The organism is Ralstonia chuxiongensis (genome assembly GCF_024158925.1).
Classification (GTDB): Bacteria; Pseudomonadota; Gammaproteobacteria; order Burkholderiales; family Burkholderiaceae; genus Ralstonia; species Ralstonia chuxiongensis.
Genome location: NZ_JAMYWC010000002.1, coordinates 340094 through 358775 on the forward strand (window position 1 = coordinate 340094; position 18682 = coordinate 358775).

General features: G+C 64.7%; 17 protein-coding genes and 1 pseudogene. 6 read left to right on the forward strand and 12 right to left on the reverse strand.

Annotated elements, in window-relative coordinates; translation table 11 throughout:
- Window positions 1–12: 12 nt before the first annotated feature.
- From NKG59_RS06220 to NKG59_RS06235, 4 genes are all read right to left on the reverse strand, one after another.
- Entirely contained in the window at window positions 13–903 is an 891-nt protein-coding gene (locus NKG59_RS06220) for a DODA-type extradiol aromatic ring-opening family dioxygenase (RefSeq protein ID WP_253535915.1), read from the reverse strand.
- A gap of 101 nt (window positions 904–1004) precedes the next feature.
- On the reverse strand, window positions 1005–2429 hold the full coding sequence (locus NKG59_RS06225; RefSeq protein ID WP_253535916.1) for a dihydrolipoyl dehydrogenase family protein: 1425 nt from the start codon (window positions 2427–2429) through the stop codon (window positions 1005–1007).
- Window positions 2430–2534: 105 nt separating this feature from the next.
- Complete coding sequence (locus NKG59_RS06230) at window positions 2535–3428, reverse strand: patatin-like phospholipase family protein (protein WP_253535917.1); 894 nt, start codon at window positions 3426–3428, stop codon at window positions 2535–2537.
- On the reverse strand, window positions 3425–4096 hold the full coding sequence (locus tag NKG59_RS06235) for a TetR family transcriptional regulator (protein ID WP_045205105.1): 672 nt from the start codon (window positions 4094–4096) through the stop codon (window positions 3425–3427). The genes NKG59_RS06230 and NKG59_RS06235 overlap by 4 nt, the downstream gene beginning before the upstream one ends.
- A gap of 569 nt (window positions 4097–4665) precedes the next feature.
- Between NKG59_RS06235 and NKG59_RS06240 the strand changes: the two genes are divergently transcribed.
- Genes NKG59_RS06240 through NKG59_RS06250 form a run of 3 tightly spaced genes read left to right on the forward strand, consistent with a single transcriptional unit; the run spans window position 4666 to window position 10652 of the window.
- Entirely contained in the window at window positions 4666–5937 is a 1272-nt protein-coding gene (locus NKG59_RS06240; protein ID WP_045205104.1) for an efflux RND transporter periplasmic adaptor subunit, read from the forward strand.
- 15 nt (window positions 5938–5952) lie between these two features.
- Window positions 5953–9105 (forward strand): efflux RND transporter permease subunit, encoded by a 3153-nt coding sequence (locus tag NKG59_RS06245; RefSeq protein ID WP_253535918.1) that lies wholly within the window; start codon window positions 5953–5955, stop codon window positions 9103–9105.
- 2 nt (window positions 9106–9107) lie between these two features.
- Complete coding sequence (locus NKG59_RS06250) at window positions 9108–10652, forward strand: efflux transporter outer membrane subunit (protein WP_253535919.1); 1545 nt, start codon at window positions 9108–9110, stop codon at window positions 10650–10652.
- A 33-nt stretch (window positions 10653–10685) separates the two neighbouring features.
- Here NKG59_RS06250 and NKG59_RS06255 read toward each other — a convergent pair whose 3' ends face one another.
- Window positions 10686–11783 carry a DNA topoisomerase IB gene (locus tag NKG59_RS06255; protein ID WP_253535920.1) on the reverse strand — a complete coding sequence of 366 codons (1098 nt, stop codon included), beginning with the start codon at window positions 11781–11783 and terminating at the stop codon, window positions 10686–10688.
- A gap of 249 nt (window positions 11784–12032) precedes the next feature.
- Between NKG59_RS06255 and rpsU the strand changes: the two genes are divergently transcribed.
- Both rpsU and NKG59_RS06265 read left to right on the forward strand, forming a co-directional pair.
- A complete protein-coding gene (gene rpsU / locus NKG59_RS06260) occupies window positions 12033–12245 on the forward strand; it encodes a 30S ribosomal protein S21 (protein ID WP_003262970.1) in 213 nt (70 codons plus the stop codon).
- A gap of 340 nt (window positions 12246–12585) precedes the next feature.
- Complete coding sequence (locus NKG59_RS06265; RefSeq protein WP_045205100.1) at window positions 12586–12837, forward strand: hypothetical protein; 252 nt, start codon at window positions 12586–12588, stop codon at window positions 12835–12837.
- Between the two features lie 16 nt (window positions 12838–12853).
- On the opposite strand, the gene NKG59_RS06270 is transcribed toward NKG59_RS06265, so the two are convergent.
- From NKG59_RS06270 to mnmE, 3 genes are read right to left on the reverse strand one after another with little or no spacing between them, the layout of a single operon-like run.
- Complete coding sequence (locus tag NKG59_RS06270; protein ID WP_045205099.1) at window positions 12854–13177, reverse strand: low molecular weight protein tyrosine phosphatase family protein; 324 nt, start codon at window positions 13175–13177, stop codon at window positions 12854–12856.
- A gap of 4 nt (window positions 13178–13181) precedes the next feature.
- A complete protein-coding gene (locus tag NKG59_RS06275; RefSeq protein ID WP_253535921.1) occupies window positions 13182–13571 on the reverse strand; it encodes an NUDIX hydrolase in 390 nt (129 codons plus the stop codon).
- 5 nt (window positions 13572–13576) lie between these two features.
- Window positions 13577–15022: a tRNA uridine-5-carboxymethylaminomethyl(34) synthesis GTPase MnmE gene (gene mnmE, locus NKG59_RS06280; protein WP_253535922.1), complete on the reverse strand. Its 1446-nt coding sequence runs from the start codon at window positions 15020–15022 to the stop codon at window positions 13577–13579.
- Between the two features lie 59 nt (window positions 15023–15081).
- Between mnmE and NKG59_RS06290 the strand changes: the two are divergent.
- Window positions 15082–15484: pseudogene (locus NKG59_RS06290) on the forward strand (VOC family protein).
- Window positions 15485–15558: 74 nt separating this feature from the next.
- Here NKG59_RS06290 and yidC read toward each other — a convergent pair.
- The 4 genes from yidC to rpmH all read right to left on the reverse strand — a co-directional run bounded on the left by yidC (window position 15559) and on the right by rpmH (window position 18160).
- Window positions 15559–17223 (reverse strand): membrane protein insertase YidC, encoded by a 1665-nt coding sequence (yidC, locus tag NKG59_RS06295; protein ID WP_253535925.1) that lies wholly within the window; start codon window positions 17221–17223, stop codon window positions 15559–15561.
- Window positions 17224–17229: 6 nt separating this feature from the next.
- Window positions 17230–17544 (reverse strand): membrane protein insertion efficiency factor YidD, encoded by a 315-nt coding sequence (gene yidD / locus NKG59_RS06300; protein ID WP_253535926.1) that lies wholly within the window; start codon window positions 17542–17544, stop codon window positions 17230–17232.
- Window positions 17541–17963, reverse strand: coding sequence for a ribonuclease P protein component (gene rnpA / locus NKG59_RS06305; RefSeq protein WP_253536468.1), 423 nt, complete (start codon window positions 17961–17963; stop codon window positions 17541–17543). The genes yidD and rnpA overlap by 4 nt, the downstream gene beginning before the upstream one ends.
- Window positions 17964–18025: 62 nt before the next feature.
- On the reverse strand, window positions 18026–18160 hold the full coding sequence (gene rpmH, locus NKG59_RS06310; RefSeq protein ID WP_003262958.1) for a 50S ribosomal protein L34: 135 nt from the start codon (window positions 18158–18160) through the stop codon (window positions 18026–18028).
- Window positions 18161–18682 lie beyond the last annotated feature (522 nt).

The window sequence follows — 18682 nt, forward strand, 5'->3', positions numbered from 1 at the left end:
GTTTTTCGTCAATCAAGCCGCGGCACGCAGCTGCGGTTGGTTGGCGCCGGCGCCGTCAAACCGGAAGCTGTCCATCGCCAGTGCCCCGTACGTCACCGTATCGACCACGTGCTGAGCCTGCACGCCGCCCGGCGTGGCTTGGCCCGGCTGGCCCATCGCGGCGCCCAGTGCCACGTACAGCGGCATGAGGTGTTCGTCGGTCGGGTGGGCGTGGGCGGCGTTCGGGGCTTGCGCGCGGTAATCGCAGAACTGGGTGAAATCACCGCTGCGGATGCCCTCGGTCATTGACTCGATCATCCACTCACGGAACGCCGTCACCCAAGGCTCGGCCGGCACGCCATGCTGCGCCATGCCGGGGCCGCGCATCAGCGCGCGCAAGTTGTGCGTGAAGCTGCCGGAACCGACGATCAGCACGCCTTCGTCGCGCAGCGGCGCGAGCGTGCGCCCCATTGCCATCTGGCAAGCCGGTGACAGGCCCGGCATCAACGACACCTGCACCACGGGAATCTTCGCCTCGGGAAACATCAGCATCAGGGGCATCCAGGCGCCGTGGTCCAGCGGCTGGCGCGGGTCCAGCACGGTGGAGGCCTGTTCCTCCAGCCCGGGGACGATGTTGCCGTCGATCAGCGCACGGATGCGCTCGGCCAAGTCTGGCGCCCCCGGCGGCGCGTATTCCAGGGCGTACAGTTGCGGCGGGAAACCGCCGAAGTCGTGCCACGCTTCCTGCTGGGCGCGGGCGGTGACGGTCGGCCGGCGAGTCATCCAATGCGGCGAAACCACAACGATGGCGCGCGGCTTGAGGGCGGCCATTTCTTGCCCGAGCGCCGCCAGCATCTTGCCGACAGGGCCCGGATCGGCCGCCAGCATGGGCGACCCATGGGACAGATAAAGCACGGGGAGCATGTCAAATTTCCTGAAGAATATATTTCCTATTCTGCGCCGACCCAGCACCAGTAACGTGCATGGATTTGCAGACCGGGATCAGGAAAATTGAACGAGTGCGCTTACATGCTCAGCAATTCCTCTGCCACCGTTGGGTGCAGGCCGACGGTCGTATGCAGGTGCTTGAGCCGGACGCCCATGCGCACGGCCACCGCCAGCGCCTGGATGATCTCCGGCGCGGCGTTGTCGACGATGTGAGCGCCCAGCACGCGTCCGCTGCGCGCATTGCACACCAGCTTGATCAGCGATTCCATGCCCGAGCCCGCAAAACGCTGCTCCAGCGAGACGAAGCGGCGGACCACCACGTCGATGCGATCTGCCAAGGCGCGTTTGTCGGTGTCCGGCCCGCGTTTGCCCAGTTCGGGCCAGCGCGTGCGCGCCTCGGCTTCGGTCAGGCCCACGCTTGCGATGGCCGGATCGCAAAACACAGCCATTGGCACGGTGTCCATGTCGGGCAGCTTGGCGCCTTTGCCGAATAAGCGTTCGGCCACGTAGCGGCCTTGCGCGGCGGCCACGGGCGTCAATTGCAGACGGCTGGCGCCGCAGATGTCGCCCACGGCATGCACGCCGCGTGCGCGCGTGCGGAAATGGCGGTCGACCGCAATGCGTCCGTGCGTATCGAGCGTGACTCCGGCCGCGTCCAGGCCAAGGCCCGCGATGTTCGGCGTTCGGCCGATGGCGCTTAACACTCGCTGGGCGCGTAGCGCGCGGGGAACGTCGCTGCCGTCGATGCTCGCGTAGACGGCCACGCCGCCGCCATTCACGGCATCGCGTTCGACGCGGACAACATCGGCGTTCGGGATCAGCTCGACGCCGCAGCCGGCCAGCGACTGCGCGGCGGCCTCGGCCACCGTGGCATCAAATTCAGGCAGCACGCGCGCATCGCGCGTCAGCACGGTCACCCGCACGCCGAAGCGCGCCAGCGTGGACGCCATTTCCACCGCGATGACGCCGCCGCCCACGATGATGAGCGATGCGGGCAGCGTGTCCCAGCCGAATACGTCGTCGGAGGTGCAAGCCAGGTCCGCGCCGGGTGTGGGAAGCGGCGTGGGGCGGGCGCCGGCAGCCAGCACGATTTGGCGCGCGCGCAGCGTAGTCTTGCCGGTATCGGTTTGCAGCCGCACGATGCCGCGGCCGCGCAGGGATGCGGCGCCGCTCAGCCATTGCACGCCCGCCTCGGCCAAGTGGGCGAAATGCGCTTCGTGCAGCCGCGCGACTTCGGCACGCGTGCGGGCGATGGCGTCGGCCCAGGCATCCGCGGCATGCGCGGCGCGCAAACACCGAACCATCGTCTGCGACCAAGCGGCGCCGTAGCCGAGCAGTTTCTTGGGCACGCATCCGCGGTTGACGCAGGTGCCGCCCACTTGCGCGCGGTCGATCAGCAGCGTTCGCGCCCCCAGTTGCGCAGACCGGCGCGCAGCCGCGAGCCCGGCCGAACCGGCGCCGATTACGATCAGGTCAAACGCATGTGCAGGGTTTGCGGGCATGAGGTGTCCGTCGAAGAAGCATCGGCCGGACGACCTTGGTGGCACGCCGGCGGGCGTGCCGTGTGCAGCAAGCGGCGCGCCCGCCGCCTGTTTTAGAGGAGGTGGCTACGCAGCCATCGCCGTGGCAAACCCGCGTGGAAGTTCGCGCAGGAAGGTTTCGCCGTCATGACGGCCGAGCGCATAGGCGTCGCGCATGGCGCCCGGGCGGGTGTAATCCCAGCTTGAAATGGGAACCTTGCGGGAAGGCTGCACGTAAAAGCGGCGCTGCACGCCGCCGGCCACGGGCACATCCATGCGGAAATACGTTGGCCGCGGGTACAGGCGCGTGACCAGCACCAGCGCGTCGCCGGGCGTGGCGTCCAGCGCGTGAACGGGCACGTTGTCGACCATGCCGCCATCGAGCACCGGCCGCCCCGCGCGCCGCAGCACCGGCGTGAACGGCGGGGTGGAGGCCGATTGCAGCAGAAGATCTGCAAGTTCCTCAGGTGTGGCGCAATCCTGTGCGCGCACGATTTCCGGCGTGAAGCCCAGGCGTTTGCCCAGCGTCGGGTGCAGCGTCTTGCGGACGTGCTTTTCGATGTTGTAGGCAATCAGCCCCGCCGCCACCGCCGACCGTGCGCCCAGCCAGCGCGGGATATGCGCCACGCCGATGCGGATCTCGGGCGCCTGCGCCAGCCGCCCGAAGCGGCCCTCGCCGAACACCGTCAGCAGCGCCGTGCGGTACATGCCGTAATGCGGAAACACGCGCTCGCCGCGCAGCAGGTTGCCCCAATGGGCGTTGCGGGTGTTCTGGCGCAGGGCTTCGCCGTAGTAATCCATCAGCTCGGCTGAATTCCATGCATGCAGCATGCACGCCGTCGATGCGCCGGCCGAGATGCCGGCAATCACGCGTGGCGCCAAGCCCAGTTCAGGCTGCACGACGTCCCACCATCCAGCCTGCCACCAGCATCGGTTGCCGCCGCCGGCAAAGACCATCTGGTCGAACTCGGGCATGTTCATGCCGAGGCCCCGGCGTGGGCCGCAGTGGGCGGCGCCGGCTCCAGCCGCAGCGACGGCGCGTATTTGAGGGTGTCAATGCACGCATCCAGCAGGCGCTCGCGCTTGGTGGCGAGGCTGGAGGCGTCCGGGTAGAAAAGGTAATCGCCCATGATGCCGTTGAAGGTGGCATGGAAATGCGCCACGGCCAGCGGGATGTCGAGGTCGGCCGGCAACTGCCCGCGTCGCGTCGCCTGCTCGATGATGCTCGTCAGGTGGGTCATGCCTTCTTCAAACGATTCTTGTTGGCGCTTGAGGATGGGGCTCGTGTCCTCCACGAACTCGCACTTGTTGAACATGATCTCGAAGACCTTGCGCCAGTGCGCATCTTCCACGAGTTGCCGCAGCAGGAAGTTGCCCACCGTGCGCAATTCGCCCAGCGGATCATCGGCTTCCACCCCGAGCGGGGTGCACATGGTCTCCATGGGCAGTTTCACGCGCTCGCACATGGCGGCAAATACGTCGGTCTTGTTGCGGAAGTGCCAGTAGATGGCGCCGCGCGTCACGCCCGCGGCTTGCGCGATATCCGATAACGATGTGCGTGCCACGCCGCGCGCATAGAACACGTCTTCCGCCGCATCCAGGATGCGGTTACGTGTTTCCAGTGCTTCTTCCTTCGTTCGTCTAACCATGATCTTCCAGAGGAACGCCGTGTCACCTCAAACGGCGTTCTTTCGATTGGCTTTTGTGCAATGCACAATTTCCGGCAACGCACCATTGCGCTTCGCACAACGCGGCAGCGGGCTTGTTGGCTGACAATGCTTGTCGCAGCGCGCTATCTCCTGCATGTTCGTTTGATCGACGTCATTGCTACGAACTCCGGAAAGGTGTCAACGGAGTCCCTATTGTTCAATGGCGTGACTTACATACATACGCGAACGTATCTATAATAGCGCGCACTCCGTCGCTTGCCCATGGCCGTATGCGCCACATCCATCCCGGGCACGTGGTCTGGGGCCGACTTTGCGTCTGTCGGTGGCCAGGTCGGAGATCGACTGCCGATCGCTCCCGCGTCTTAGCATTCTGGTCCGAGTTGTTGCGAGTTCGTCGCAAAGGCCATATCGCATGCCGCGAGATGCAGCTAGCATCGGACGTTTTCGTTTTGTGTTTTTTTGGTTTCGCTGACGGTTTGCCGGCGTCGCACTCGTTTGCGCGGCGTGGCGGCACCCGGCATTCCGCTTATCGCCACATGGGGTCATCTATGACGAACACCCGCCGTTATCACCAACTCGCTGCCGCCGCATTCATGGTGGTGGCACTTGCAGCCTGCGGCAACAAGCAGGCACAAGGGCCGGGCGGCGCCGGCATGCCTCCGACCGAAGTCGGTGTTGTGACCGTGCAGCCGCACTCCGTTGGTCTGACCAGCGAGTTGCCGGGCCGCTTGGAGGCCACGCGTGTGGCACAGGTGCGAGCACGGGTCGCGGGCATCGTACTCAAGCGCACCTACGCTGAAGGCAGTGACGTGAAGGCCGGCCAGCAGTTGTTCCAAATCGATCCGGCGCAGTACAAGGCGTCGCTCGACAGCGCCAAGGCGCAGCTGGCGCGTTCAGAAGCCACGCAAACGCAGGCGCAACTGAAGGCTGAGCGCTACAAACCGCTGGTTGCCACGAACGCCATCAGCAAGCAGGACTACGACGACGCCACCGCCGCCGCCAAGCAAGCCACCGCTGACGTGGCCGCCGCCCGCGCTGCCGTGGAAACCGCCAAGCTGAACGTCGGCTACGCCAGCGTGACCTCGCCCATTTCCGGCCGTGCCGGGCTGGCGCAGGTCACCGAAGGCGCACTGGTGGGCCAGGGCGAGGCGACGCTGCTGACGACCGTGCAACAAATCGACCCGATCTATCTGACCTTCACCCAGTCGAGCACCGAAGTGCTGCGTCTGCAGCAAGCGCTTAAGGACGGCAAGCTGGCCAAGGCCGGTGGTGACGCCGCCAAGGTCACGCTCGTGACGGAAGACGGCCGCGCCTATGCCCAACCGGGCAAGCTGTATTTCTCCGACCTGACGGTGGACCCGGCCACGGGCACGATCACGCTGCGCGCGATTGTTCCGAACGCCGACCGCACGCTGCTGCCGGGCATGTACGTGCGTGCCCGCCTGGAGCAGGCCGTGGACGAGCAGGCGATCACGGTGCCGCAACAAGCGGTGACGCGTAGCCCGGACGGCGCCTCGGTCATGGTGGTCGACGAAAAGGGCATGGCAGCTGTGCGCCAAGTCCAGGCCGATCGCTCAACCGGTACGGAATGGATCGTTTCCAGCGGCCTGAAGGCAGGCGACAAGGTGATCGTCGACGGTCTGCAGAAGGTCCATCCTGGAGCACCGGTCAAGGCTGTGCCGTGGCAGCCGATGGCGGCAGGCCAGGGCAAGGGCCCGCAAGGTCAGGGCGGCCAGGGTGGCGGCGCTGCACCCGCACCGGCGGCCAGCGCCCCTGCTGCAAGCACTCCCGCTGCCAGCGCACCGGCAGCCAAGCAGTAAACAAGGAGCCATCGCATGGCAAAGTTTTTTATCGATCGCCCGGTCTTTGCCTGGGTGCTCGCGCTGTTCATCATCCTTGCTGGGGCGATCTCGATCACCCAGCTGCCGATCTCGCAGTACCCGACCATCGCGCCGCCGTCCGTCATCATTACGGCCACGTACCCGGGCGCAAACGCGAAGACGCTGGACGAATCCGTCACCAGCATCATCGAGCAGGAAATGAACGGCGCGGACGGCCTGCTCTATATGGAGTCGGTCAGCCAGGGCGGTAACGGCCAGGCGCAGATTACCGTGACGTTCAAGGCCGGTACCGATCCGGCGCTGGCGCAGGTGGACGTGCAGAACCGCTTGAAGCGCGTGGAAGCGCGGTTGCCGTCTGCTGTGACGCAGCAGGGTGTGCAGGTCGACAAGGCCCGCTCGAACTTCCTGCTGTTTGCCACGCTGGCATCCACCGACGGCAAGATGGACCCGGTCGCACTGGGTGATTACATCTCGCGCAACGTGCTGAATGAAATCAAGCGCGTGCCGGGTGTGGGCCAGGCCATCCTGTTCGGTACGGAACGCGCCATGCGCGTCTGGGTCGATCCGGCCAAGCTGGTCGGCTACAAGCTGACGCCCACGGACGTCTACAACGCCATCCGCGCCCAGAACGCGCTGGTCTCGGCAGGCACGATCGGCGATCTGCCGTCTGTCTCCGATCAGCCGCTCGCGGCAACGGTCGTGGTGGAAGGCCAGCTCACGACCACCGAGCAGTTCGGCAACATCGTGCTGGTGTCCAAGCCTGATGGCTCGCTGGTGCGCGTGAAGGACGTTGCACGCCTTGAATTGGGTGGCCAGACCTACTCGACGTCTGCGCGCATCAACGGCCAGCCGATTTCGGCCATTGGTGTGCAGCTCTCGCCCACGGGTAACGCGCTGGGTACGGCCAAGGCCGTGAAGGCCAAGTTGGAAGAACTCTCGAAGTACTTCCCGGCGGGCGTGGAATACAAGGTGCCGTACGACACCTCCAAGTTCGTCCAGATCTCGATCGAGGAAGTGGTCAAGACGCTGTTCGAAGCCATGGCGCTGGTGTTCCTGGTGATGCTGCTGTTCCTGCAGAACATCCGCTACACGCTGGTGCCGTCGATCGTGGTGCCGATCTCGCTCTTGGGCGCGTTCGCCACCATGAACGCGATGGGTTTCTCGATCAACGTGCTAACGATGTTCGGCCTCGTGCTGGCGATCGGTATCCTTGTTGACGATGCGATCGTGGTGGTTGAAAACGTCGAGCGGATCATGGCCGAAGAAGGCCTGCCGCCGCGCGAAGCCACTCGCAAGGCCATGGGCCAGATCACGGGCGCCATCATCGGTATTACGCTGGTGCTGATGGCCGTGTTCATCCCGATGGCGTTCTTCTCGGGCTCGGTGGGCGCGATCTATCGCCAGTTCTCGTTGTCGATGGTGTCGTCGATCTTCTTCTCGGCACTCATGGCGCTGACGCTCACGCCGGCACTGTGCTCGACGCTGCTCAAGCCGATCGAGAAGGGTTCGCACCACGAGAAGAAGGGCTTCTTCGGCTGGTTCAACCGCATGTTCAGTACCACCACGAACCGCTACCAAAGCTTCGTGGAGCGCATGCTCAAGAAGACCTTCCGCTACATGGTCATCTACGTTGCGCTGATCGTTGCGGTGGTGTTCCTGTTCCTGCGTCTGCCGTCTTCGTTCCTGCCGACCGAAGACCAGGGCTACATCGTGACCAACATTCAGTTGCCGCCGGGTGCATCGGCCAACCGCACGCTGGAAGTGATCAAGCAGGTCGAGAACTACTACAAGCATGAAAAGGCGGTCGAGAACATCGTGGCCGTGCAGGGTTTCAGCTTCTCGGGCAACGGGCCGAACGCCGGTATCGTATTCACCCCGTTCAAGGACTGGAGCGAACGTAAGGGCAAGGATCAAACCGCTGATGCCGTGGCTGGCCGTGCCTTTGGTGCGCTGTTCGGTGGTATTCGCGATGCGATCGTGTTCCCGCTGAACCCGCCGCCGATTCCGGAACTGGGCAACGCCACTGGCTTTACCTTCCGTCTGCAAGATCGTGCTGGCCTGGGGCATGACGCCCTGATTGCAGCTCGCAATCAACTGATGGGGATGGCGGCGAAAAGCAAGATCATTACTGGCATGCGCCCGGAAGGTCTGGAAGATTCGCCGCAGTACCAAGTGGATATCGATCGCGAGAAGGCCAATGCGCTGGGTGTGTCGTTCACCGACATCAACGCTGTGCTGTCGACGGCGCTGGGTTCGGCGTACGCCAACGACTTCCCGAACTACGGTCGTCAGCAGCGTGTGATCGTGCAAGCGGACAAGATCAACCGCATGCAGCCCGAAGACATCATGAACCTGTACGTGCGCAACGCGCAGGGCAACATGGTGCCGATGTCGACGTTCGCCAAGGGCCATTGGATCGTCGGCCCGGTGCAGCTCGTGCGCTACAACGGCTATCCGGCTGTTCGCCTTTCGGGTGCAGCCGCGCCGGGTGCCAGCTCGGGCGACGCCATGGCCGAGATGGAACGTCTGGCCGCCAAGCTGCCGGCTGGTATCGGCTACGAGTGGACGGGCCAGTCGCTGCAGGAAAAGGCCTCGGGCTCGCAGGCGCCGGCGCTGTATGCGCTGTCGCTGCTGGCGGTGTTCCTGGTGCTGGCGGCGCTGTATGAAAGCTGGTCGATCCCGGCGGCGGTGATTCTGGTGGTGCCGCTGGGCGTGCTCGGCGCACTGCTGGGCGTGACCCTGCGCGCGATGCCCGATGACGTGTACTTCAAGGTCGGCCTGATTGCCGTGGTGGGCTTGTCCGCCAAGAACGCAATTCTGATCATCGAGTTTGCGAAGGACTTGCAGGCGCAAGGCAAGAGCCTGATCGACGCGACGCTGGAAGCCGTGCACCTGCGGTTCCGCCCGATCATCATGACGTCGTTCGCCTTCATCCTGGGCGTGCTGCCGCTGGCGATTGCCACCGGCGCCAGCTCTGCCAGCCAACGCGCCATCGGTACCGGCGTGATGGGCGGGATGATCACCGCGACGGTGCTGGCCGTGGTGCTGGTGCCCGTGTTCTTCGTGGTGGTCCGCCGCATCTTCAAGGGCAGCGAGCGTCAACGCCGCCTGGATGCTGCGCACCGTCCGCTGGACGAGGAAATCTGAATATGCAGAAAACGATGACCTTTCGAACCCCTGCGCTGCTACCGGCGCTCCTGCTGGCTGCGGGCGTGCTGTCCGGCTGCTCGCTGGCGCCGACGTATGAGCGCCCGGATGCTCCGGTAACGAGCGCCTATCCGCAGGCACCGGCTGGCTATGCCGTGCCGGCAGACTCCGCCAAGCCCGGCGAGAACGCGCCCCGCGCGACCGAACTGGGCTGGCGCGAGTTCTTCCCCGATGCGCGCTTGCAAAAGCTGATTGGCCTTGCGCTTGAGAACAACCGCGACCTGCGCGTGGCCATGCTCAACGTCGAGGCGGCGCGTGCGCAGTACCGCCTGCAGATCGCCGACCTGCTGCCGCCGGTCAATGCGTCTGCCACGTACACGCGCAGCCATACGCCGCCGTCGATCTCGACAACCGGCGGCGACATCTACACCAAGCAGTACCAGCTTGGCGTGGGCATCAGCAACTACCAGGTGAACCTGTTCAGCGTGGGCGACGTGACGTCGTCTGCGCGTGCGAGCTATCTGGCGACGGACGAGGGGCGGCGCGCCGCGCAAATCAGCCTGATCTCGCAGGTGGCTAAGGCCTACCTGAACGAGCGCGCCTATGCCGAGCAGCTAGACCTGGCGCAGCAGACCCTGAAGGGCCGCGAGGATTACTACAAGCTCGCCAAGCAGCGGTTTGACGTGGGCGCTTCGTCAGCGCTGGACCTGCGCCAGACAGAGACGCTGGTGGAATCGGCCCGCGTGTCGGTGGCTCAGCTCACGCGTCAGTACGCGCAGGCGACCAACGCCCTGGTGCTGCTGGTCGGGGCCCCGTTGCCGGCCGACCTGCCTGCGCCGACCACGGTGTCGTCGGAAAAGATCGTCGCTGACATTCCTCCGGGTGTGCCGTCCGAGCTGCTGGAGCAGCGCCCCGATATTCGTCAGGCCGAGCAGAAGCTGATTGCCGCCAACGCCAACATTGGCGTGGCGCGTGCGGCGTTCTTTCCGAGCATCGGGCTGACGTCCAACGTGGGGACGGCAAGCGGCGCGCTGCATGATCTTTTCAAGAGCGGAACGGGGCTGTGGTCGTTCGTGCCGAACCTGACGCTGCCGATCTTCAACTGGGGCACCAACATCTTCAACCTGGACTTGACCAAGACCAACCAGAAGATCGCGGTTGCCAACTACGAGAAGACGATCCAGACCGCGTTCCGCGAGGTGTCCGACGCCCTCGTGGCGCGCGGCACGCTGGAAGAGCAGGTGGCAGCGCAGAAGCGCTTCCGCGATGCCACGGCTGATCGCCTGACGCTGTCTGACCAGCGCTATCGCAACGGCGTGTCGAGCTTCCTCGATGTGCTCGACGCGCAGCGCGATCTGTTCAGCGCCGACCAGACGCTGGTGCAGACGCGCCTGGCTCGCCTGACCAACGCCATTGATCTGTACACGGCGCTGGGCGGCGGTCTGCAGGAACACAGCACCACCGTGGCCGCACAGCAGGCTCAGCCGACGGCTGCGCCGGGCGTTGCGCCCGCCACGCCGGACATGACGCCGCAGCAATCGAAGTAAGTTCGCGTCAGTTCGCTCGAAAGCCCGCCTTGTTCAGGCGGGCTTTTTTTCGCCTGTGCCCTTTGCCTTTGCGCCGGCGGTGTGTTCAAGAAATCGAAGCAGAGCCACTTCTTCGCGTCGCAGGCCCTTGCGTGCGCGGGTCGGGGGCAGTGCTTCCAGCTCGCCTGCGAGGAACGCGTCCACCACGGCCGGATGCACATAGCACTTGCGGCAGACGGCCGGCGTGTTCCCCAGGCGTTGGGCCACGGCAGCAACAGCTTCCACCACCTGCCGGCGCGCCTCGGTAACGTTCGCCGACGTGTGCCCGCGCAGCAGATCCAGCGCGAGCACGCTGCCGGCCCAGGTGCGGTAGTCCTTTGCCGTGAAATCCGCGCCGGTAATCGCTTGTAAGTATGTATTCACATCTGTGGAATCAACCACGCGGCGTTCACCCGCTTCGTCGATGTACTGGAACAACTCCTGCCCCGGGAGATCGACGCAGCGCCGAATGATGCGAGCCAGGCGCGGGTCCGATACCGACACGTCGTGCTCCACGCCACTCTTACCGCGAAACTGAAAGCGCACCGTGTTGCCGTGCACCTCCACGTGGCGATTGCGCAGCGTCGTGAGCCCATAGGAGCGGTTGTCGCGTGCATACGCAACGTTGCCTACACGCACGAGCGTCACGTCCAGCAGAAAGACCACCGTCGCCAGCATCTTCTCGCGCGACAGGCCGGGCGCCGCCAAGTGGGCGGTGATCGCCTCACGCACGCGTGGCAGCGCTGCCCCGAAGGACAGCAGCCGCCCGTATTTGTCGGCATCACGAAAGACGCGCCAGTCGGCGTGATAGCGATACTGTTTGCGCCCGCGTGCGTCGCGACCTGTCGCTTGTAGATGGCCGCCTGCGTGCGGGCAGATCCATACGTCGGTATAGGCTGGCGGAATTGCCAGTTTGTTGATGCGCGCAATGACGGCGGGATCGCGGATGCGCTCGCCGCGCGTATCGAAATAGACGAAGCGGCCGCGCAGCCGGCGCCGGGTGTAGCCCGGGCGCGTGTCGTCCACATAGCGCAGCCGTTCGGGCAGCGCTTCGGCAGCGGGCGGTGCGCTCGTGGCAAACAACGCAGGCGCAGACTTGGGAACGCGTTCCACGATAGAGATCAGGAGAGATGCTCGCCCTGAGCAAGCGGCGTTCCTTTTCCGCGCGCATTCCGGTGGTTGGCCGGCCCATGGCGTAGTATCGAGGCCACGCATCTGCACAAAATTGCGGCAGGAAATGGCCTTTCCGCCACAATCGGAAGTGCCTTGCATCGGTAAACAGATTCAACTACACTGCACGCCCTCTGGGCGGTATATAATCCGCTGTTTCGCCGTCCACCCGAATATTGAGCAAGGGACCCGATGACCACCATCCGTCTGAAAGAAAACGAGCCGGTCGAAGTTGCGCTGCGCCGCTTCCGCCGTGAAATCGAGCGCACTGGCCTGATCAAGGAACTGCGCGCCCGCACCGCTTACGAAAAGCCGACGACCGAGCGCAAGCGCAAGAAGGCTGCTGCCGTGTCGCGTACGCGTAAACGCCTGCGCTCGCAAATGCTGCCGAAGAAGCTCTACTAAGATCGCGCGATTGTTTCGATAGCACCAATCGGGTGCTGCCGCTGGCGGTGTGAAGTCAATTGACCTCCGTTCCGCCGAGCTTGGTTTGTAGCGCCTTGCGCGCACCGGAAGCCTTTCCGGACTCAACCAACGCTCCACTCCCCGATACAGAAGCTAGCAAGATGCGGTTGATGGCCTGTGCGCCATTGTCCGCCGCTTCGGTGCGCTCAGCGCGTGCCCTTCCTGTTTCAAACGACTTCCGCCAGCGGTAATTGACCGGCTGGCTGTTGGCGTTTGTTGCGCCGATTCTGCGTGAGAGTACAGTGGCGTGCGTCCTTTGCACGCGCGCTCTCAGACAACGATGCCTACCAATTCCAACGAGTACTGGTTTCCGGCCAAGCGCTACGGCTGGGGATGGGGCTTGCCTTCGCGTTGGCAGGGCTGGGTGGTGCTCACCATCTATGCCGTACTGCTGGCGGCGGGCATCGTCGGGTTGCACCCAGGGCGAACGCAGTCGAGCTTTGCGTTGTACGTGCTGGGCGTGACAGCGCTGCTGGTGCTGGTTTGCTGGTGGAAGGGCGAGCCGCCGCGCTGGCGTTGGGGGCGGGACTGAGCGGTTTACTTGCCAATCAACTGCGCAGATACGGACCGACCCGTTTCTCCAGCAAGGCGACGAGTTCGGGCTGCATGAACACGTAGTCGTCGGGAATATGCAGACACACCACGCGCTTGCCGCGTAACCGCGGACCAAACTGCTGCGACAGGCGCCGCTGGTGGCTGCGTTCCATGACGAAAATCACCTCAGCCCAGTCGAGCTGATCGGCGTCGAGCTGCACGTCTGCGTCGGGAGCCAAGCCCGCCGAATCTGTCTCGACGTTTGGCCACCTGGCGAAGACCACTTCCGCCGTCGGGCTGCGCAGCCGATTGCGGCTGCAGATGAAGAGCACACGCATCGGGCTAAACCGACGCCTCCAGCGTCGCCGCAATCGATGCCCGATAGCCCTTCGGCAAATTCACCGGCAACGTATCAGGCGCAAACAGCCCAAGGCGCTTGTGCTCATGACTGACGATGGGTTCAAACGGGCCCACCAGCGCGCGCGCATACGTGGCAACGAACACATGCTTGCCCGGCACGACTTCGAACAGATACGTGTCGATCGGAGCGCGCACCTCCACCTGCAGGTTCAGCTCTTCGGCAATCTCACGTGCCAGACATTCTGCAGGGGATTCGCCGAGTTCAATACGGCCGCCGGGCAGCTCCCATTCTTCGCGCTCATTGATCAGCAGGACGATCTCGCCGGTGGGCGCGTGCAGGACGCCCTTGATGGAGACGGGGTAGGCGGACATGGCGCTCACTTGCCGATGCAAAACCGACTAAAAATAACCCCCAGCAAATCATCACTCGAAAACGCCCCCGTGATGCTGTTCAGCGCCTCCTGCGCAAGCCGCAGTTCTTCGGCAAACAAGTCCAGCGACTGCGCTTGCTGATCTGCGTGCTCTGCGGCCGTGACCAGATGTTCGCGGGCCGTGCGCAGCGCCGCTAGATGACGCTCGCGCGCAAGGTAAAGCCCCTCACCGCCGCCCTGCCAGCCGGCAATCTCCAGTAACGCCGCGCGCAGCAATTCAACGCCCAGGCCCTCGCGCGCCGAGAGCCATACCTCGGGCGTCTCTGAATCCACGCGGCCCGGTACGGCCACGCCCGAGAGGTCGATCTTGTTGACGACGCGCAGGGTCGGCACGCCGGCGGGCACGTGCTCGGCGATGCGGGCGTCGATGGCGGCGTCTTCGGGCGAGAGGCCGTTGGCGCGATAGTCCGCTGCGTCCAGCAGATGCAGGACGACATCGGCGCGGGCGATGGCGGCCCAGGTGCGCTCGATACCGATGCGCTCGACTTCGTCTTCCGTGTCACGCAGGCCTGCCGTGTCGACGATGTTCAGCGGGATGCCTTCGATCTGGATGGTCTGCTGCACCTTGTCGCGCGTGGTGCCGGCGATGGGCGTGACGATGGCCAGCTCCGCGCCGGCCAGCGCATTGAGCAGCGATGACTTGCCCACGTTCGGCTGCCCCGCCAGCACCACATGCAGGCCTTCGCGCAGCAGCGCGCCCTGGCGCGCCTGCGCCAGCACGCCATCGACGGCCGCGCGGATGCCGGCGAGCTGGCCGCGTGCGTCGGAGGCTTCCAGGAAGTCGATCTCCTCCTCAGGAAAATCCAGCGTTGCCTCCACCAGCATGCGCAGATGGATCACGCGCTCGACCAGCGCATGTACCGCCTGCGAAAACGCGCCATCGAGCGAACGTGCCGCCGAACGTGCGGCAGCTTCGGTGCTGGCCTCGATCAGGTCGGCGACGGCCTCGGCCTGCGCCAGATCCATCTTGTCGTTGAGAAAGGCCCGGCGCGTGAACTCGCCGGGCTCCGCCACGCGCAGGCCGATCTCGCGACCGGCGGCCAGGCAACGCTGCAGCAGCAGTTGCATCACGACGGGGCCGCCGTGGCCCTGCAGCTCCAGCACGTCTTCGCCCGTGTACGAATGCGGCGCGGGAAACCACAGCGCGATGCCGCGGTCGATGGCGTTACCGTCGGCGTCGAGGAAGGGCAGGTAGGTTGCCTGGCGCGGCGTCAGCAGGCGTCCGCACACGGCTTGCATGACGGTGCGTACGTCAGGCCCCGACACGCGCACCACGCCAATGCCCCCCCGCCCGGGCGCGGTGGCAATCGCCGCGATGGGGATCGTGAGGATGGGGGCGCGCGGCGCGGCGGAAGCGTTCGGCAAGGCGGTGGGGTGGTCAGCAGCGGTCATGGGCGGTATTGTGCGGCAGCCGCGCAGTTGCGCGCCAGTTTCCAACCCAGGAGATTCGGATGATCGATCACACCGGCGTCGTCGTCAGCGACTTCGAGGCCAGCAAGCGATTCTACGAACAGGCGCTCGGCGCTATTGGCTTGGCCAAGGTGCTGGAGTTTCCAGCGGCCGTCACCGGCCACACCGATGTGGCGGGCTTTGGCCCACCCGGCAAGGCGGAGTTCTGGATTTCTGCGGCGATGGCTGGGCAGGGAGGGGCCGAACAAGCCGCCGCTGCACGTGGCCTTCCGCGTTGACACGCGTGCCGAGGTGGAGGCGTTCTACGCTGCGGCAATGGCCGCAGGCGGCACTGACAATGGCACCCCCGGCGTGCGTGCGCACTATCACCCGAACTACTACGGCGCTTTCGTGCGCGACCCGGATGGCCACAACATCGAGGCCGTCTGCCACGCTCCCGTTTGAAGCGCTTGAAGCGTTTCAGACAGGCGTAAAAAAAGGGCACCCGGAGGTGCCCTTTTTACTGAAGCGCATTCGCCTTACTTGGCGGGTGCCGCCTTCTTGTTGGTACCCAGCATGCGGTTGATCGACCATTGCTGCGCGATCGACAGGCAGTTGTTCACCACCCAGTACAGCACCAGGCCGGCCGGGAAGAAGAAGAACATCACCGAGAACGCGATCGGCATGAACATCATGACCTTGGCCTGCACCGGGTCCGGTGGGGTCGGGTTCAGCCTGGTCTGCACGAACATCGACACGGCCATCAGCACCGGCAGGATGTAGAACGGATCAGGCGTGGACAGATCGTGCACCCAGCCGATCCAAGGCGCGCCGCGCATTTCAACCGACGACAGCAGCGCCCAGTACAACGCCATGAACACCGGAATCTGGATCACGATCGGCAGGCAGCCGCCGAGCGGATTGACCTTCTCGGTGCGGTACAGCGTCATCATCTCCTGGTTCATCTTCTGTGGATCGCCCTTGTGGCGCTCGCGGATGGCCGTCATGCGCGGCTGCAGGTCCTTCATCTTGGCCATCGAGCGGTAGCTCGTGGCCGACAGCGGGAAGAACACCAGCTTGATCAGCACCGTGAGCGCGACGATCGACCAGCCCCAGTTGCCCAGCATCGCGTGGATCTTCTCGAGCAGCCAGAACAGCGGCTTGGCCACGATGGTCAGCCAGCCATAGTCCTTCACCAGATCCAGGCCCGGGGTGATGGCCTCAAGCATGCGTGCTTGCTGCGGGCCGGCAAACAGGCGTGCCGTGGCCGACACACTGGCGCCCGGCGCGACCGTGCCCAGCGGCTCCTGGAGTCCGATGCGGTAGAAGTTGGTGTCGACGCGGTTGACGTAGTACTCGCGCTTGACGTTGTCCGCAGGAATCCACGCCGATGCAAAGTAATGCTGCACCATCGCCACCCAGCCGCTGTCGGTCGGGGCCGGCACGTGCGCCTTGCCCTTGTCGATGTCGGCAAAGGTGATCTTGTGGAACTTGTCGCCGTCGGTGTACACGGCCGGGCCGGTGAACGTGCTGTAGAAGCGCGATTGCTCCACAGCGCCGCCGTCACGGGCCAGTTCCAGGTACAGCGTCGGGTTGATCGGCGCTGTGCCGTCGTTGGTCACGTCGAAACGCGTGTCGATCACGTAGCTGCCGCGCTTGAAGACATACGTCTTGGCCAGCTTGGCGCCGCCCTTGTCGGCCGTCAGCGTGATCGACACATCGTTGCCCGTGCCGAGGTCACGCGGGCCGGCCGATGCCGTGAACACCGTCGTGTGGTTCGGGAAGTCGCCGCCGATCAAGCCCGAGCGCGCCAGATAGGTACGCTCGATGCTGCGGTCGAACAGCACCATCGGGTTGCCGTCGTGGTCCTTCTGATCAAGCAGTTCGAGCTTGGTGACGATGGCGCCGTCGGTGTCGATGGTGGCGCGCAGCAGGTCGGTCGAGATGACGATCTTTTCCGAAGCCGGTGCCTGCGAAGCGGCGCCCGTGGCCGGGGCGGCTTGGGAGCCGGCGGCCGCCGTCGTGGAGGCGCTGTTCGGCACGTCGCCTGCTGGCGCGCTGCCCGGCGCGGCGGCCGTGGTCGTGGCCGTTTGCGGCGTCGGGAAGAACATCGACTGGTGGCCATTCGCGCGTTGCCAGTTGTCGAACAGCAGGACAACCGCCAGCGAGAAGATCACCCAGAGAATGGTGCGTTTGATATCCATGTCGGATTACGGTCTGGGAAGGTGAATCGACGGCCGCGCAGGCTGGGAGTCAGCTGCGGTCGCGTCGGTCGATGCGGGATCGTTGGAGCGGGGCACAGCGTCGCCAGCGGCGGGCGGCACAGGATCATACCCGCCTTGTGCGAACGGATGGCAGCGGCATAGACGTTTTGCCGCAAGATAACTGCCGTAACCCGGCCCGTGAGTGAGCACGGCGTCGCGCGCGTAGTCAGAACAGGTCGGGAGGAAACGGCATTGCGCGCCCACAAACGGGCTGAATGCCACTTTGTAGATGCGCAGCAGAAACAGCAGCACGCGCGTCATGGCGTGCTCCCAGCGGTGGGCTGGGAGGGTGCGGCGGCAGGGGGCGCCGGCAGCGGGCGCGTGGCAATCTCAAAGAGATGCACCAGCTCTTCGCGGCAGATGCGCTTGAAGGCGGCCACGGTGGGCACGTCCTGGCGCGGAAACTTGGCCTGCAGACGGATCAGCACGTCACGCCCGCCCAGCAAAGGCTGCCGCAGGCGGAACAACTCGCGGCACTGCCGTTTGATGAGGTTGCGCTCGACAGCGCGCTTGGCGAATTTCTTGCCGATTACCACGCCCAGGCGCGCTTGGGGGGCGCCGTTGGCGCGCACATACAGCACGAAGTGACGACTACGCCGGACAGGCCGCAAAGCAAAAACGGATGAAAACTCATCCGTTTTTGTCAGCCTCGCGGCCTTGGGGTAGGCGTGCAGGCCCATCGCCAGCGTGCCGCAAAGCCACAGGTAACGGCTATGAGCCGCCACCCTCGGCGCGGCCGTCTTTAGATGGCCAGGCGCTTACGACCCTTGGCGCGGCGTGCGTTCAGCACGGCACGGCCACCGCGGGTCTTCATGCGGACACGGAAACCGTGGGTGCGCTTGCGACGGGTAACGGAAGGTTGATAGGTACGCTTCATGATGCACTCTCTTGTTAATGGGTGGTGCGGACATTGCCGCACGCGCCGGGCCTAGGGCTACCGCCGCGGCCTGGTGTCGATTCAGTCAGAGAAATCGCCCACGCAGACTGCCGTGCGCTATGTTGTTCAGGTCTAGGGTGTCACCGGAACATCGGGCACCGAGAGCATCGGGCCTAAGCCGGATCAGTCGCGACGAAGTGGTTCTCGCCCCGCATCTGACACGAACAAGCGTGCGCTCCCCTGCTGCGCATCGCAGAACCCGGCATTTAAACGGCATTTTCCGCATCTGTCAAGCCTTTCTGACTGGGGATAACGTGCGCTCGGGGCCCGAAATTCACCCTGCGATGAGTTGTCCCCATCGCCTTGTGCGGCTTGGTGTGCTCTGCGCAAAGCCTTGTCGGAACTGGGTTTGCGGCGAGTCAATAAAATCGGTTGTCCACCGCTACTCACAGCAGGTCCACAGGTTATCCACAGACTTATCCTTTGTGGATAACTTTCCGCCGGGGGTACAATCCCGTTCCA